The following is a 15,385-nucleotide window of genomic DNA, read 5'->3' on the forward strand; positions in this document are numbered from 1 at the left end:
TACGACGTTGTATTGGCAACGGCACCGAACTTATTACCGACCCCGCTTCATCAGGTTCGCTAGAAAGAGATGCTTCGGATGCCGATGCATCGCTAGCGTGCATTGAGCTCTCGCCGGAGTCAATACACGGTCATACCGACACACGACGAGCATCACGATTCGCGCGAAACAGCCGGCCGGCTAGTCGGAATCGGCCATGCGGGTGAACCCGTCGTCGCTCCAGTCTTCGGAGCCGACACCGTGACGAACGAGGAAAAGTCCGTGCGGGTCGTAACGTTTCTTGATCGACAGCAGACGCGCATAGTTGGCCCCCCAATACGCGGCTTGCCAGTCCTGCTGGAAATAGCTGCTCTCGGCAATGTATGCGCCGTCCGCCGGTGCAAGCTTCCTGAGTTCGTCGATGGCCAGACCGATCAGCTTCGTATCTCGCCGTGCCTTCGAAACATCGGGCTCGTGACCTGTCAGTCCCTTCGAGCGTTGACTCACCGTCCGCGGTGACGACTTCCGCCTGGAGCAGCGGAAGAGCGCAAGGCACTCGGCGTTGTCGGGAGATACACGGCAGCGCTCGTGTGGTGACTCCGGTCGGATCAGGTGGCCATCCACCTGCTGTTTCAGTCGCGCCCAGTCCGAAGGCGTGGGCCATCCGGGTTCGCCCGGACGTACACGTCGCGGGGTCTGCGCAGCGTGAGCGGCATCGAGCCGAAGCAACGGCCAGATAGAGGGAAACAGCGGGACAGCCGCAAGCCACCTGATCAGATCACGGCGCTTCACCGTGGCGCTCCTTCACCGCCTCGCGCGACGCAAGCGATTAGGCGCCTGGTGGAACCAGTTCAACTTCACCCTCGATCTCCACGGGAATGTTGAAGGGAAGTTCGGCCATTCCCACCGCGCTGCGAGCGTGAGCGCCGCGCTCCTCGCCAAAGACGGCGAGTATCAGTTCCGAGAAGCCGTTGATCACCGCAGGCTGCCGGTTGAACCCGGATGCCGAATTGACCATGCCGAACACCTTCGTCCAACACGCGATGCGCTCCAGACTCCCGAGTTCGCGCTTGAGGCTGCCGAGAATAGCGAGCGCGGTGAGGCGAGCCGCCACGATCGCTTGCTCCTGCGAGACCTGACTACCCACCTTGCCAAGTGGCTGGGCCAGCGAGCCGTCCGTGTTGGTCGGTCCATGGCCCGAGATGCAAGCCCTGTTGCCAACCACCCGCACCCATGGAAACGGAAGCGCCAACCCCGGAGGAAGCTGCAATGGCTCCGGTAGAACGTAGCCAAGCGCGTGCAAACGATCTTCAATGGGCGACATGTTCAGACTCCACGTGAATGCCCAACGGTTTTGTCCGGTCGCGCGCCTTGACGATCACGCAACAGCGTCGCTGCGGTGACACCGCTTTCAGACGAGCACTTCCGCTACGTTCCGCCCTGCTTGCGCATCTGTCCGATAGCGCGAGCCCGTGCAGCCTCGGCCTCCCGGACGAGCCGGTACGCAACATAATATTTGAAGACATTGCGCACGTACGTTGTGGGTTCGATGCCGATTTTCTCGGCGACTACGATTTCGACATTGTTGAACCACTTGTTCGGATCGAGACCGCGCGCCGCCGCCTCCTTGCGCATTTTGGCGATGTTTGCGGGTCCTGCGTTGTAGCTCGCGAATGCGAACAGCGAGCGGTCCCTTTCCGAGAAGTGGGCATCGGGAAAGTAACGGGCCATCAGCACATCGAGATATTTCGCTCCCGCATGGACGTTGGACTCCGCCACCCTGATGTCGCCGACCGCAAGTTCCTTCCCCGTGGCCGGCATCAGCTGCATGATGCCGATGGCTCCCACCTGACTGCGCGCACTCTGGTTCAACTGCGATTCCTGATAGCCCTGAGCCGCAAGCAGGAGCGGATCGAAGCCGTATTGCGCGCCGTATTTTTCGAAAAGGCCGACCGTCTGTTTGAATCGCTTCAGCTCCGCTGACTCCGTATTGTTGGAGATCTGCTTGATGCGCTTCATTTCCTGCTGCAGACGGACTTCCGCGACACTCTGCTTCTGCACGTAATTCAGGTAGAAGTCGTTGATCGCCTCCTGCAGCTTGGGGCTCTTGAAGCGCACCGCCCAGCCGATGTAGCCTGCGTCGCGCACCGCAATGTCGTTGTGCACGACGATTCCCGGCAGTATCGGCGCCCATACCTTTGCCTTCCAGTCGTCCACGACGAGAATCTGTACCAGCCCGGCATTGAGCATCTCCATCGCGTCCTCGTCTTCGAGCGCGTCGGGCAGCGGCACCAGCTTGACGGGGGGCTTGCCCTCCTTGCCAAATCGCGCGTTCAGCGCGTTCAGGCTCTCGTAATAGCTGCTGCTCGGTCGCACATGGACGGTCTTGCCGCACAGGTCATCGAGCTTCGCGAGGGCTGGCGACTTCGGCCCGGTGACGACCACTTCGCGTACTGCTGTCCGGTCACGCGGCGCCACGAAGTCGACCTGCTTCAGGCGGGCCTCCGTGACCGTCAGATTGCCCGCGGCGATGTCGCCCCGGCCTGCTATCAGCCCTGGGAGCAACTGGTCGCGGGTCGTCGGAATGATGACCAGCGTGAGTGGACGTTTGCCGAGCGTCGCCTGGTACTTCCTGTTCAGATAGCGCTCGAAGTCCCGCATCAGGCCGGCGGTCAGCCCGCGCTCGTGGCCTTGCTCATTGACATAGAGCGTTCGACTGTAGGGAACCAGTACGCGGATCAGACGCCGGTCGAGCATGGCGTCGAAATCGCCCTTGAACGGTTGATTGGTGAGATCGATACGGCGCGCTGCGGGAGCTGAGGCGGGGGCAGCTGGGGCTGCCGGAACGGGAACGGCCGACGAGGCGGCTGGCTGCGCGGCGGCAGTTCCGGCGGCGACGCACGTCGCAGCGCCGACGGTCATGCCTGAGCAGAACGCCGCGATGAACAGCAACGTTTGAATGATGCGCATCGTAAAAAGCCCTGCTGCCGCACCCGGCGACTGCGTCGACGTTCGCTACGCGCCTCGATATTGCCACGATGGCAACGGTTGGAAATGGGACGTTGGTCCTATAGGCCATGCCGCTATGACTGACGATCGAGCCGTACCGGCGCCATCCCGAACGTCCACTACGCCATCGTCACGCGATTTCGCCCGTTATGCTTCGAGCGATACAACGCCCGGTCGGCGCTCGCGAAACCGTCCCGATGCGCGGGCCGCGACAACTCGCTGATACGTGTAAGCGATGCGCCAATGCTGACCGTCACCACCCCGAGCGGCGACGCGCGATGTTCGATCGCGAGGTCCGCCACGCCCTGGCGCAGCGTTTCGAGCGTGTCTTCGAGCATCGACCTTTGCGCGTCGAGCACCACCAGCCCGAACTCCTCGCCGCCCATGCGCCCGACCACGAAGTGCTCGCTGTCGGCGGCGGCCTGCATCACCGAGGCGACCAGCCGCAGACAATGATCGCCGGCCTGATGACCGTAGGTGTCGTTGTACTGCTTGAACCAGTCGACGTCGACGACTACCGAGCCCATCACGTCACCGTCGCGCGCCTCCTTCCAGCGTCGCGCGATGGTTTCGAGCAGAAAGCGCCGGTTGTACAACTGCGTGAGCGGATCGATCGCGGTGGCCGTGCGCATCTTCAGATCGTTTTCGATCATCGCGCGCAAGTGGTAGAACACGCCACGCTGGCCCGCGTCGAGCCGGCCCGGTGCCGGGTCCATCGCGCACAGCGCGCCAACGATCTCGCCGTTCGGCGCGCGCAACGCGATCGCCGCGTAAAAGCGCACGAACGGATGACGCTTGACCAGCATGCATTCGCCGAAGCGGCTGTCGTTGTGCGCATCCTCGATCACGAACAGGTCGGCGTCGCGCACCGCGTAGTCGGCGAGCGAACGCGCGCGCGTGACGAGCGGCATCGCCATGCCGACCTCGGCGCGATAGTGCTGATACTCCTCGTCGAGCAGCACGATCGCGGTAATCGCCGCGCCGGTCACGCTCTTCAGAATCTCCGCCGCGTGCGTGAAGCACTCGCGCATCACCTGGTCGTCGTGCAACAGCCACTCGATGACCGAAGACTCCACCTCGGGTTCGCCGCCGGCGGTCGAGTCGACTGGCATCCGGCTGGCGAGGCGGTCGTTACTGTGAGCGAGTTGCACGGAAGGGTTCCAGAATGGGATTAGCTTATGTCAACGGCATAGGCATGCCAAACTTGAGCACAGAATGTGGGATCGCGCGCACGCGCCGGAGCGCATCCGCCGGCCCCAAAGAAAATGGGCCGGCTCTCGCGAGCCGGCCCATCGATCGATGCGACGTTCAGATAATCAGACGCGCCGCTTTACTACTTGTCGCCCTTCACCTGCGGCAGCGCCGACGTCTCGTTCGACGACAGCAGACCCGCCTGCGAGTAAATCCGCAGCTTGTCGCGCGTATCCTTGATGTCGAGGTTGCGCATCGTCAGCTGGCCGATGCGGTCGCGCGGCGAGAACGTCGATGCGACCTTCTCCATCGACAGACGCTCGGGCTGATACGTGAGGTTCGGCGACTTCGTGCTGAGGATCGAGTAGTCGTTGCCGCGGCGCAGTTCGACGGTCACTTCGCCGGTGATAGCACGCGCGACCCAGCGCTGCGCGGTTTCGCGCAGCATGATCGCTTGCGGATCGAACCAGCGGCCCTGGTACAACAGACGGCCGAGGCGGCGGCCGTTCTCGCGGAACTGCTCGATCGTGTCTTCGTTATGAATGCCGGTGACGAGACGCTCGTAAGCGATATTGAGCAGCGCGAGACCCGGCGCTTCATAGATGCCGCGGCTCTTCGCCTCGATGATGCGGTTCTCGATCTGGTCGCTCATGCCGAGACCATGACGGCCGCCGATACGGTTCGCTTCGAGCAGCAGCTCGACCGCGTTCGGGAACGTCTGGCCGTTCAGCGCGACCGGCTGGCCTTCTTCGAAGCGGATCGTCACTTCTTCCCTGGCGATCTGCACGTCGTCGCGCCAGAACGCGACGCCCATGATCGGGTTCACGATCTTGATGCCGGACTCGAGGCTTTCGAGATCTTTCGCTTCATGCGTCGCGCCGAGCAGGTTCGAGTCGGTCGAATAGGCCTTTTCAGCCGACATCTTGTAGTCGAAGCCAGACTGGCGCATGAACTCGGACATTTCGGCGCGGCCGCCGAGTTCGTCGATGAACAGCTGGTCGAGCCACGGCTTGTAGATCTGCAGGTCCGGATTGACGAGCAGACCGTAGCGGTAGAAACGCTCGATGTCGTTGCCCTTGTACGTGCTGCCGTCACCCCAGATGTTGACGCCGTCTTCCTTCATCGCGGCAACCAGCATCGTGCCGGTCACGGCGCGGCCGATCGGCGTCGTGTTGAAGTACGTGACGCCCGCCGTCGAGATATGGAACGCGCCGCACTGCAGCGCTGCGATGCCTTCCGCGACCAGCTGCGCGCGGCAGTCGATCAGGCGCGCGCCTTCGGCGCCATATTCCGTGGCGCGACGCGGGATCGAATTGTAATCGTCTTCGTCGGGCTGACCGAGGTTGGCCGTATAGGCGTACGGCACGGCGCCCTTCTTGCGCATCCAGTGCAGCGCGGCGCTGGTGTCGAGGCCGCCGGAAAACGCGATACCGACCTTCTGGCCGATCGGAAGACTTTCAAGGATTGTACTCATAAGCAGTAGCGTTAAACTCGACGTACGGGGAGATTTGGGGAGATTTGGGGGTAACAGCTGAGTATCGTGCAAGCCTGGCGATCAGGCAAGTTACGCGGGAGTATACCGCGAACCGCCGTCCGGCCTTGGATTTTGCCGGTTGGCGCGGCCCTCCGCCGCCATTCCGGTGTGTCGAATTCCCGGATTAATTCACGCTTTATCTGTCCTGACGGGGAACGATTTACTATCGTCTCAGGGTAGCATCGCGGGTTGCGCCAATGCACCGGCCGCGTGTCCCATGCACCCCGTTCGCCCCGTTTTCTCCCGTTGCCCGCCGCCCATGACCACGACCACCCCGCGCCCCACGACGAACGCCTCGCTGATCACCAACGTGCGTCTCGCCGACGGCCGGCGCGTCGAGGTGTCGATTATCGATGGCCGGATCGCCGCGCTCGGCGCCGCTCTGCCGCGCGAGCCCGGTGTGCCCGTCGAGGACGGCGGCGACGCGCTGCTGCTGCCCGGTTTCGTCGAAGGGCATACGCATCTGGACAAGACCAACTGGGGCTTGCGCTGGTATCGCAACGAAGTCGGGCCGAAGCTGACCGACCGCATCGAAAACGAGCGCCGCTGGCGCGCCGAAAGCGGTCACGACGCGGGGGCGCAATCGCTCGCGCTCGCGCGCGCGTTTCTGGCGGCCGGCACGACGCGTCTGCGCACGCACGTCGATATCGACACCGACGCGGGCCTGCGCCATCTCGACGGCGTGCTGGCCACGCGCGACACGCTGCGCGACGTGCTCGACCTGCAGATCGTCGCGTTTCCGCAATCGGGGCTGCTCGGCCGGCACGGCACCGACACGCTGCTCGATCGGGCGCTGGCCGCGGGCGCCGACGTGCTCGGCGCGCTCGATCCCGCGCTGATCGACGGCGATCCGGTGAAGTCGCTCGATCTGACGTTCGCGCTCGCCGAGCGTCACCGCAGACCGATCGACATTCATCTGCACGAGCCCGGCGAGATCGGCGCGTTCACGCTCGGTTTGCTGCTCGATCGCGTCGCCGCGCACGGCATGCAGGGGCAAGTGGTGGTCAGTCACGCGTTCTGTCTCGGCGCGCTGCCCGAGCGCGAACGCGATGCGCTGCTCGCGCGTATCGCCGAGATGCGCGTCGCGCTGTTGACCACCGCGCCGCCGTCGGTGCCGGTGCCGCCGCTCACGGCTTGTCTCGCGCACCGCGTCGCGCTATTCGGTGGCAACGACGGGATTCGCGACACGTGGACGCCGTACGGCTCGCCCGACATGCTGGAAAGGGCGATGCTGATCGCGATGCGCTACGGCCTGCGCCGCGACGACGATCTCGCGCTCGCATTCGATTGCGTCAGCGGCGTCGCCGCGCGCGCCTGCGGATTCGACGCTTACGGATTGCAGCCGGGCGCGCGCGCCGATCTCGTGCTGGTCGACGCCGACACGCTCGCGCATGCGCTCGTCGCGCGGCCGGTGCGCAAGCTGGTGGTCGCGAACGGCCGTGTCGTCGCGCGCGATGGCGCGCTGCTCGCGCGGTAGTTCGGCATGGGCGCGAACACGGCCCCGCCGCCCGCTACAACAAAGACGTTTCTTGCATTCAGATGATCAATCTTTTTCAGGCCATGCAGGCCTTCGTCAAGGTCGCCGATGTCGGCAGCTTCGCGCAGGCCGCCGCGCAACTGAACGTGTCGACGTCGGTCGTCACCCGTCATGTGTCGAGCCTCGAACAGCATCTCGGCATTCGGCTGTTTCAACGCACCACGCGCAAGGTCGTGCTGACCGAGGCCGGTGCGCAATACGCGGACGGTTGCCGCGTGCTGCTCGCCGAACTGGAGGAAGTGGAGTCGCGCGCGACCACGGCGTCGCGCGAGGTGGCCGGTGATCTGCGCATCGTCGCGCTCGGCAGTTTTTCGCTGTTTCGGCTGACGCCGCTGTTCGCCGAATATCAGGCGCGCTTTCCGCAGGTGAACCTGCGCGTCACGCTGACGGAAAAACGGGTCGATCTGCTCGAAGGCGGTTTCGACGTCGGCATCGTGACCGAGCATATGATCCGCTCGGAGTCGCTGGTGGTGCGGCGTCTGATCAACTCGCACGCGGTGCCGGTGGCCGCGGCCGCGTATCTGGCGCAGGCCGGTCATCCGCGAACGCCAGCGGATCTGGACAGGCATCGGCTGATCGCCGCGCCGTTCGACACGACCGGCCCGATGTGGATCTTCCGCAAGGGGGACGGCGACGCCGACAGCGCGAGCGGGGGCGGCGACGACAGTGGCGAGAGCATCGCGATCGATGCCTCGTTCACGGTCAACAGCATGATCATGCAGAAGCAGGCCGCGCTCGGCGCGATGGGCATCGCGCTGTTGCCGCTCGAAATGGTCGAGGACGAGTTGCGCGCCGGCACGCTGGTGCGCGTGCTCGACCGCTATGCGGTGCTCAATGGCGATGTGGCGGTGTCGCTGGTGTACCCGAGCCGCGAGTTCGTGCCGCGCAAGGTGCGCGAGTTCATCGATCTCGCGGTCGGTTTCTTCAAGTGACGTTATCGGGCTGACGCTTCAGGGCCGCTCGCCGCGCGCGAGCCGCGCGTCGATGTCGTACACGACCGGCATCAGATCCGCGACGCTGTCGATCACGTAGTGCGCGCCAGCCGCCTTCAGCCTGGCCGTCGCGACATTGCGGCGCGCGGCGAATTCGTCGGCCGGCAACGCCTTCACCTCGGCCTCGCTCATGCCGAAGGCGTTGCCGCTGACCGCGACGCCGACCGTCCACGTGCCGCCGTTGATGCCTTCTTCGATGCCCACCTCGGTGTCGTCGACCTTGATCGCCTCTTTCGCGCGCCACACGCCGAGTTGCGGCAGCGTCCGGTAAATCATGTACGGCGACGGACGTCCTTCCGGCGTATCGCCGGTGCACACGATGCTGTCCGGCGAGAAACCCTGCGCGGCCGCGCCCGGTACGATTTCGTCGATGATCTCGCGGGTATAGCCGGTCGTCGTGCCGATGCGGATATCGTCGTGACGCAGTGCGCTCGCGACTTCGGCGACACCCGGGATCACCGCGCTATAACTCGCCGCAACCGCGATGTTCTTCGGCACGAACACGTCGTACACGGCGTCGATATCGGCGTCGGTCGGCGTGTGGCCGTGACGCTCGGCCCAAGCCTGCGCGACCCGCGGCAGCGCCATCAGCGCCGCGATATGCGGTCGCTTGGCCATGCCCATCGGACCGCGTGCTTCGTCGATCGTGATCGGCACGCCGAACTGCTCGAAGGTCTCGACGAAGGCGCCCATCGGCGCGCGTGAACCGTAGTCGACCACCGTGCCGGCCCAATCGAAAATCACTGCCTTCACGTATTTCATCCGCTTGAATCCCCGGGAATCCGAAAGTATTGGGTTTGCTGTCGCGGCTCAGGCCGCCTGGGCGAGCGCCTTGCGTTCGTCGAGCGCGGCGGGTGGCGGCGCCGCGTGCGTGACGCCCATCGCGCGCAGCGCTTGAGCGCAGGCCTCGATCACGCGACGCATCACGTGCCCGTCGACCAGACCGATGCAGCCGATGCGGAAACTGTCGACCACCGTCAGCTTGCCCGGATAGATGATGAAGCCCTGCTCCTTCATCAGCTCGTAGAAGCGCGCGAATTCGAACGACGGATGCGCGGGCGAGAAAAACGTCACGATGATCGGCGAGCGCCAATGCGCGCTGAGCAGCGGCTCGAAGCCGAGCTCGTGCATGCCGGCCACCAGCACGTCGCGATTGTTCGCGTAGCGCGCGAGCCGCGCGGGCTGGCCGCCTTCGAGCTTGAAAAGCCGCAGCGCCTCGAGGAACGCCGCCACCGTATGCGTGGGCGGCGTGAAGCGCCACTGGCCCGTGCGATTCATCACATCCCATTGATCGTGGAGATCGAGCGCGAGCGAATGGCTGCGGCCCTTCGCCTCGGAGAGCGCGCTCTTGCGCGCGATCACGAAGCCGAAACCCGGCACGCCCTCGATGCACTTGTTCGCTGACGACACGAACGCCTCGCACGCGATCTGCCGCACGTCGAGCGGCACCGCGCCGAAGGCGCTCATCGAATCGATCAGCAGCTTGCGGCCGTGCTTCGCGACGGCGGCGGCAATCTCTTCGAGCGGATTGAGGATGCCGGAGCTCGTTTCGCAGTGGATCGCGACCACGTGCGTGATCGACGGATCGGCGGCCAGCATGCGCTCGACTTCGACACCGCGCGGCGGCAGATAGTCGCCCTTGTCGAGCAGCGTGCAGGCGCGGCCGAGATAGCCGAGCGTGGTCGCCGCGCGCTTGCCGTACGCGCCGTTCGCGAGCACGAGCGCATGGCCGTCGCGCGGAATCAGGCTGCCGAGCATCGCTTCGACGCAGTAGCTGCCGCTGCCCTGCAGCGGCACGCAGTCATAGTCACCGGCGGTGTCGCCGGCGATTTCGAGCAGGCTCGCGCGCAACTGAGCGGTCATCGCGCGGAAGTCGCCGTCCCACGAGCCCCAGTCGCGCAGCATCGCCTGTTTCGTCGATAGTGCCGTGGTCAGCGGACCCGGTGTCAACAGGTAAGGCTCGCCGCCAGCCGGCGCGGCGCAGGAGGTGGTGCCACGGGTGATCGATGTTGCCGCGGCCGCAACGCTCAATGCCGCCGCTGAACCGCCGATCGCGCTTTCCATGTCGGGTGCTCCGATATCGCTATGTCGATACCTCACACGATACCGAAACGCTATCCATCGGTAAAATCGATATAATCGATGATGGTATCGTAAAAACTTATCCCGGCGAGGCACACGTGCAATACGCGCAATTGCGGGCGTTTCATGCGGTCGCCGAACATGGCGGCTTTTCGAAAGCGGCACAGGCGTTGTCGTTGACGCAGCCGGCGGTGTCGGACCATGTGCGGCGGCTCGAACAGGATTACGGCGTCAAGCTGTTCGAGCGCGGGCCGCGCGGCGTGGCGACGACCGAACTCGGGCTGCGCCTGTTCAGCGTGACGCGGCATATGCTCAGCTGCGAGCGCGACGCGCGGCAGTTGCTCGAATCGGCGGGCGGGCTGGAGTCGGGTTCGCTATCGCTCGCGGCCGATGCGCCCGATCTCGCCGTCGCGCTGATCGGCGCGTTTCGCCGGCGGCATCCGGGGATCGTCGTCACGCTGTCGATCGCCAATGCGGCCGAGTGCATGCAGCGCGTGCTGTCGAGCGCGGTCGATGCGGCGATCACGGCCGCGCCGCAGGTGCATAGCCGTTTGCAGTCGCGCGTGTTGCGGCGCGATCCGCTGGTCGCGATGGTGCCGGCCAGCTATCCGGCCGCGAAGAAGCGCCGCCTCAGCTACGCGGAGCTCGTCGAACAGCCGATGATCTTCCGCGAGCCGCAATCGGTCACCCAACAACTGCTCGAAATCGAGCTCGTGCGCGAGTCGTTGCAGGTCGAGCCGGTCATGTACGTCGATGGCCGCGAGGCGCTGGAGGAAGCGGTCGCGCAGGGAATCGGGGTCGGCGTGATTGCGCGCGCAGAGTTCAACGAGTCGCGGCGCATCCGGATGGTGCCGCTGGTCGATTGCCGCGTGCAGATGATCGAATCGCTGACGCGGCTCGCCGAGCGGCCGGGTTCGAATCTGCTCGACGCGTTTTTTGCGGTGGAATTGCCGGGAGCGGAAACCGAGGTCCGGGTCGGCGAGGTTCAACGCGCGTAGCTCGCGCGCCGCCGCTACAACAAGCGGCGCGGCCGTCGTGCTACCGGCCGCGCCATCCGTTATCGCGCTCGATCTGAAGAGCGGGTTGCCAGAAATGTTGGCAACCCGTCGCACTCAACGCGAGCCGCCGCTCGCGATCAGGCTCTCGCCCGTCAACCAGCGCGAGTCGTCCGAAGCCAGGAACGTGACGACATCGGCGATATCGTCGGGTTGACCGATACGGCCGAGCGGCGTCGTGCTGATCGCCCACGTTTCGAACTCCGAGCCCATCACGCCGGCGGTGTGCGCGCCTTCGGTTTCGACCACGCCCGGATTCACCGAATTCACGCGGATCTTGCGCGGACCGAGTTCCTTCGCGAGCACGCCGGTGATCGCATCGACCGCTCCCTTGGTCGCCGTGTAGACCGCGGTGGTCGCCGGTGTGATGCGGGTCACGACCGAGCTTACGTTGACGATGCTGCCGCCTTCGCCCAGATGCTTGGCCGCCGCCTGCGTCACCAGCAGCAGACCCAGCACGTTCACATCGAAGTGCTTATGAAAATGCGCTTCGGTGATCTCTTCGAGCGTCGCGAATTCATAGACACCCGAGTTGTTGACGAGAACGTCGAGCCGGCCATAGGTTTCGATCGCCGTATCGATGATGCCCTTCGCGTCCGCGGCCTTCGACACGTCGCCGCCGACCGCGACCGCCTTGCCCCCCGCCGCGGTGATATCGGCGACCACCTTGTCCGCGCCCGCGCGGCTCGACGCATAGTTCACCACGACCGACGCGCCTTGCGCCGCCAATGCCTTCGCAATCGCCGCACCGATGCCTTTCGATGCACCCGTTACAACCGCTACCTTGCCTGTGAGCTTGCTCATCATCGTGTCCTTTCAATGGTTCGCGCCGGCATGCCTCGCGAGAAGTCGCGAGGTCCACGCCGCTAAAAGCTGGAAATGCAGTGGCGCTGTCACAGGTCGTAAATTTAGGCATCGCGTGAGCTCGGATAAAGCGGCTCGAGGCGAATTGACACGCCGCTTCCGACGAACAATCGATTCGAAGCGGATTTCGTTGGATCTGTTTACGAGGGGCTTACGAAAATTTCGGGCAATACGCGCTGATCTGGTACGCGATGTATCGCGACCCTGATCAACGCGTTAGCCTGCTACGGGTGGACGCCACGATCAGGCGCTACACACTAAAAGCGCCCTTGTTCACCGCACTTTGATTCACCGCTTGTGCAACAGCGCGATCTGCGCCGCCACGCTCGCGAGCACCGCGAGCGCACCTAGCGTATCGAGAATAATGGGCCACATGATCTCCCTCCTCCGCTATCCGCTGCCCTGACGTCAGTTGAACGAACACGCGCGCCATTGATTGAACGCCGAAGCCAAGCAGACAGATAAAGAACCAGCGACTAAAACTCGTCGGGCCCCACAGATAGGGTACTGCCGGCACGACGAACGCGAATGTGCGCACCTTCGACGGCGTCTGCCGCATGGTCGAACAGGGCGCGGGCATCGGCATCGTGCCGGCCACCGCGGCGAGGCGCTATCGGGGCACATCGGGTCTGCGCACGATCGAGCTCAGCGATCCGTGGGCGACACGCCGCCTGCTGATCTGCATGCGCGAGCTGAATGCGCTGCCGCGCGCGGAAAAGGCGCTCGTGCGCCATCTGGCCGGAATTTGACGGCGCTGTTGCTATCATTCGTTGCCTTCGCGGAGCGCTCCGGCGGGAGCATGGAGCAGTAAACGGACACTCAGCGCGCGGCATTCCAACACCAACCTGATAGCCGACGCATCACACCTCTGAGGCATGCATGGAATTTCGCCAACTTCGCTACTTCATCGCGGTCGCCGAAGAGATGAACATCACGCGGGCGGCCAATCGTCTGCATATGACACAGCCGCCGCTGTCACGGCAGATCCAGCAGATCGAGGAAGACGTCGGCCTGCCGCTGTTCGAGCGCGGCTCGCGGCCGTTGCGGCTCACCGAAGCCGGCCGCATTTTCTACACCCAGGCGAAACGTCTGATCGATGAAGCCGATGAGCTCGCGCCGCTCACGCGCCGGCTCGCACAACTCGCGGAGCGCATCGTGATCGGCTTCGTGCCGTCGACGCTGTATGGCGCGCTGCCCGCGGTGATCCGCTCGTTTCGCGAGGCCGCGCCGCATATCGAGCTATCGCTGATCGAGATGTTCACGATCGAGCAGTTGGCCGCGCTCAAAGGCGGCCGCATCGACGTCGGCTTCGGCCGCCTGCGCTTCGACGATGCGCAACTCGCGCGCGAAGTGCTGGTCGAGGAACGGATGATCGCCGCGTTGCCGCAGGACCATCCGCTCGCGCGGCAGAAGAAGCCGCTGACGCTCGCTGCGCTCGCCGAGGAAACGCTGATCGTCTATCCGAGCACGCCGCGGCCGAGCTATGCCGACCAACAGATCTCGGCGATGCACGATCAGGCGCTGGAGCCGAAAGCGATTCACGAAGTGCGGGAGTTGCAAACCGCGCTCGGTCTGGTCGCCGCGCAGGTCGGCGTGTGTCTGGTGCCGGAGAGCGTCGAGGGCTTGCGCGCGCATGGCGTCGCGTACCGGCCGATTCCGTCGGCAAGCGCCGCGTCGCCGATCATCATGAGCCGGCGCCTGCAGGACGAATCGCCCGCGACGATGCTGATGTGCTCGCTCGCACGGCAGCTGTTCAAGCGAGTTTGAGCGCCGCTTGCGCGAGCACCGCGCATCGTGTCGCCCTACTTCACATCGAACCCATAGTCCCCATGCGTTCGATGCCCGTCCGACGCCACCGCGACCCAATGCACGGTGTAGTGCCCGGCCGCGAGCGTCGGCAGCGGCAGGGTCATCACCGCGGGCTGCTGCGCATCCACCGATGACTTCTGCGTGCCAACCTGCCTGCCGCTCGCATCGGTGACGCTCAGCGAGCTGAACGCCGGTTCGAGCGGCCCGTCGAAGGTCACCTTGACCTGCGCGGGCGCGGCCACCGATGTGCCCGCGCCCGGCTCCTGCTTCTGCGGAAACACATGCGCGAGTGCCGCGCTCGCGAGCGTCACGCCGGCGATCAGTGCCGCCACGCGCATCGCGAGACGTTTGAAGCTGTCGTTCATCTTCTTTCTCCTGCGCTACTCATGGGAACAGCGGCTTGCCGAGCGTGCTCGGCGCAATGTCGTCGAAGAACAGATGTGCCTGCACCAGGATGCCGACGTGCGAGCCGCTCGCGCGGTTGATCGGAATCTGCGCCTCGACGCCGAACTGTCCATAGCGATTGATCCAGATGAAGCCCGGATTGATCGTGCCGGTCGTCTGCCCCTGGCTGCGCGACAGCGGAATCTCGACGAGCGGGATCAGGTTCGCGAACGGCTGCGGCAGACCGGTGTCGTGCACGTGCTGCTGCAGATACGGCAGGCTGTACTGCACGGTGAAGCCGTAGTTGAACGCGTTCGGCTGACCCGCGCCGGTGGTGAGCGCGGGGCCCGCCTCTGCCGTGATCGCGACCGGACGCAGATACACGAGCGAATCGGGCAAATCGCCCATGCCTTTGCCGATGTAGACGGTCGGCGAGATCGTCGAGAAGTTGTCGGCGATCGCGCGGCTGCCGGTGCCGCCGAGCTCCGCAGTGACGCCGATCGACGTCATCAGCTCGTGCGGCTCGTTCACGTACAGCAGGTACTTGAGGCCGACGCCGAAGTTATCGAAGCCCACCGCGCGCGGGTTGTTCTGCATTGCGTACGCGCCGTCGATCGACACGGCCAGACGCGGCGTGATCAGCTTGTCGTACTCGAAGCTGAACGTGTTGATGCTCTGGTCGCCGTTGTCGCCGGGCACGCGCTGATGGCCGTATTCGAAGTTGGCTTCGTCCCCGACGCCGGGGTCGTCGACGGCGAGCGTCGCGGGGAAGACGCGGTTGCCCGCGATCGCGTGCGCCTGCGCGATCGACGGCGCGGCGATGATGCCTACGACGCCGCACGCGGAGTAAGCGGTGTAGGCGACATAGGCCGCGGCCGCGGCGAGCGGCGCCGCGCGCCGGGAACGGCTACCGCGCATTGCTGATGTGTGCATGAGTGAATCCTGTTTG

At 64.8% G+C, this 15,385-nt stretch carries 15 protein-coding genes; 5 read left to right on the forward strand and 10 right to left on the reverse strand.

The window, feature by feature from the left end; genetic code table 11:
- Positions 1–180: 180 nt before the first annotated feature.
- The 5 genes from BC1002_RS07965 to argG all read right to left on the reverse strand — a co-directional run bounded on the left by BC1002_RS07965 (position 181) and on the right by argG (position 5,653).
- Complete coding sequence (locus tag BC1002_RS07965) at positions 181–486, reverse strand: BBE domain-containing protein (protein WP_238537883.1); 306 nt, start codon at positions 484–486, stop codon at positions 181–183.
- A 322-nt stretch (positions 487–808) separates the two neighbouring features.
- Entirely contained in the window at positions 809–1,303 is a 495-nt protein-coding gene (locus tag BC1002_RS07970; protein ID WP_013089545.1) for a RidA family protein, read from the reverse strand.
- A gap of 104 nt (positions 1,304–1,407) precedes the next feature.
- Entirely contained in the window at positions 1,408–2,949 is a 1,542-nt protein-coding gene (locus BC1002_RS07975) for an MltF family protein (protein WP_013089546.1), read from the reverse strand.
- Between the two features lie 158 nt (positions 2,950–3,107).
- Positions 3,108–4,139 (reverse strand): diguanylate cyclase, encoded by a 1,032-nt coding sequence (locus BC1002_RS07980; protein ID WP_013089547.1) that lies wholly within the window; start codon positions 4,137–4,139, stop codon positions 3,108–3,110.
- A gap of 182 nt (positions 4,140–4,321) precedes the next feature.
- Positions 4,322–5,653 (reverse strand): argininosuccinate synthase, encoded by a 1,332-nt coding sequence (gene argG, locus BC1002_RS07985; protein ID WP_013089548.1) that lies wholly within the window; start codon positions 5,651–5,653, stop codon positions 4,322–4,324.
- A 319-nt stretch (positions 5,654–5,972) separates the two neighbouring features.
- On the opposite strand from argG, the gene BC1002_RS07990 reads away from it, so the two are divergent.
- A complete protein-coding gene (locus BC1002_RS07990) occupies positions 5,973–7,190 on the forward strand; it encodes an amidohydrolase family protein (protein ID WP_013089549.1) in 1,218 nt (405 codons plus the stop codon).
- 62 nt (positions 7,191–7,252) lie between these two features.
- Positions 7,253–8,182 (forward strand): LysR family transcriptional regulator, encoded by a 930-nt coding sequence (locus BC1002_RS07995; protein WP_013089550.1) that lies wholly within the window; start codon positions 7,253–7,255, stop codon positions 8,180–8,182.
- Positions 8,183–8,200: 18 nt separating this feature from the next.
- Here BC1002_RS07995 and phnX read toward each other — a convergent pair whose 3' ends face one another.
- Positions 8,201–9,004: a phosphonoacetaldehyde hydrolase gene (gene phnX / locus BC1002_RS08000; RefSeq protein WP_013089551.1), complete on the reverse strand. Its 804-nt coding sequence runs from the start codon at positions 9,002–9,004 to the stop codon at positions 8,201–8,203.
- A 48-nt stretch (positions 9,005–9,052) separates the two neighbouring features.
- Positions 9,053–10,306, reverse strand: coding sequence for a 2-aminoethylphosphonate--pyruvate transaminase (locus BC1002_RS08005; RefSeq protein WP_013089552.1), 1,254 nt, complete (start codon positions 10,304–10,306; stop codon positions 9,053–9,055).
- A gap of 116 nt (positions 10,307–10,422) precedes the next feature.
- Here BC1002_RS08005 and BC1002_RS08010 point away from each other — a divergent pair, with 116 nt between their 5' ends.
- Positions 10,423–11,322, forward strand: a complete 900-nt coding sequence (locus BC1002_RS08010; RefSeq protein ID WP_013089553.1) for a LysR substrate-binding domain-containing protein — start codon at positions 10,423–10,425, stop codon at positions 11,320–11,322.
- A gap of 114 nt (positions 11,323–11,436) precedes the next feature.
- Here the strand turns inward: BC1002_RS08010 and BC1002_RS08015 are convergent, their stop codons facing one another.
- Complete coding sequence (locus tag BC1002_RS08015; protein WP_013089554.1) at positions 11,437–12,183, reverse strand: glucose 1-dehydrogenase; 747 nt, start codon at positions 12,181–12,183, stop codon at positions 11,437–11,439.
- A 590-nt stretch (positions 12,184–12,773) separates the two neighbouring features.
- On the opposite strand from BC1002_RS08015, the gene BC1002_RS08020 reads away from it, so the two are divergent.
- Both BC1002_RS08020 and BC1002_RS08025 read left to right on the forward strand, forming a co-directional pair.
- Positions 12,774–12,992, forward strand: coding sequence for a LysR substrate-binding domain-containing protein (locus tag BC1002_RS08020; RefSeq protein ID WP_238537884.1), 219 nt, complete (start codon positions 12,774–12,776; stop codon positions 12,990–12,992).
- A 130-nt stretch (positions 12,993–13,122) separates the two neighbouring features.
- A complete protein-coding gene (locus BC1002_RS08025; protein WP_013089555.1) occupies positions 13,123–14,010 on the forward strand; it encodes a LysR family transcriptional regulator in 888 nt (295 codons plus the stop codon).
- A gap of 35 nt (positions 14,011–14,045) precedes the next feature.
- Here BC1002_RS08025 and BC1002_RS08030 read toward each other — a convergent pair whose 3' ends face one another.
- Both BC1002_RS08030 and BC1002_RS08035 read right to left on the reverse strand, forming a co-directional pair.
- Positions 14,046–14,417, reverse strand: a complete 372-nt coding sequence (locus tag BC1002_RS08030) for a copper resistance CopC family protein (protein WP_013089556.1) — start codon at positions 14,415–14,417, stop codon at positions 14,046–14,048.
- 19 nt (positions 14,418–14,436) lie between these two features.
- Entirely contained in the window at positions 14,437–15,369 is a 933-nt protein-coding gene (locus BC1002_RS08035) for a hypothetical protein (RefSeq protein WP_013089557.1), read from the reverse strand.
- Positions 15,370–15,385 lie beyond the last annotated feature (16 nt).

Source organism: Paraburkholderia atlantica (assembly GCF_000092885.1).
GTDB lineage: Bacteria > Pseudomonadota > Gammaproteobacteria > Burkholderiales > Burkholderiaceae > Paraburkholderia > Paraburkholderia atlantica.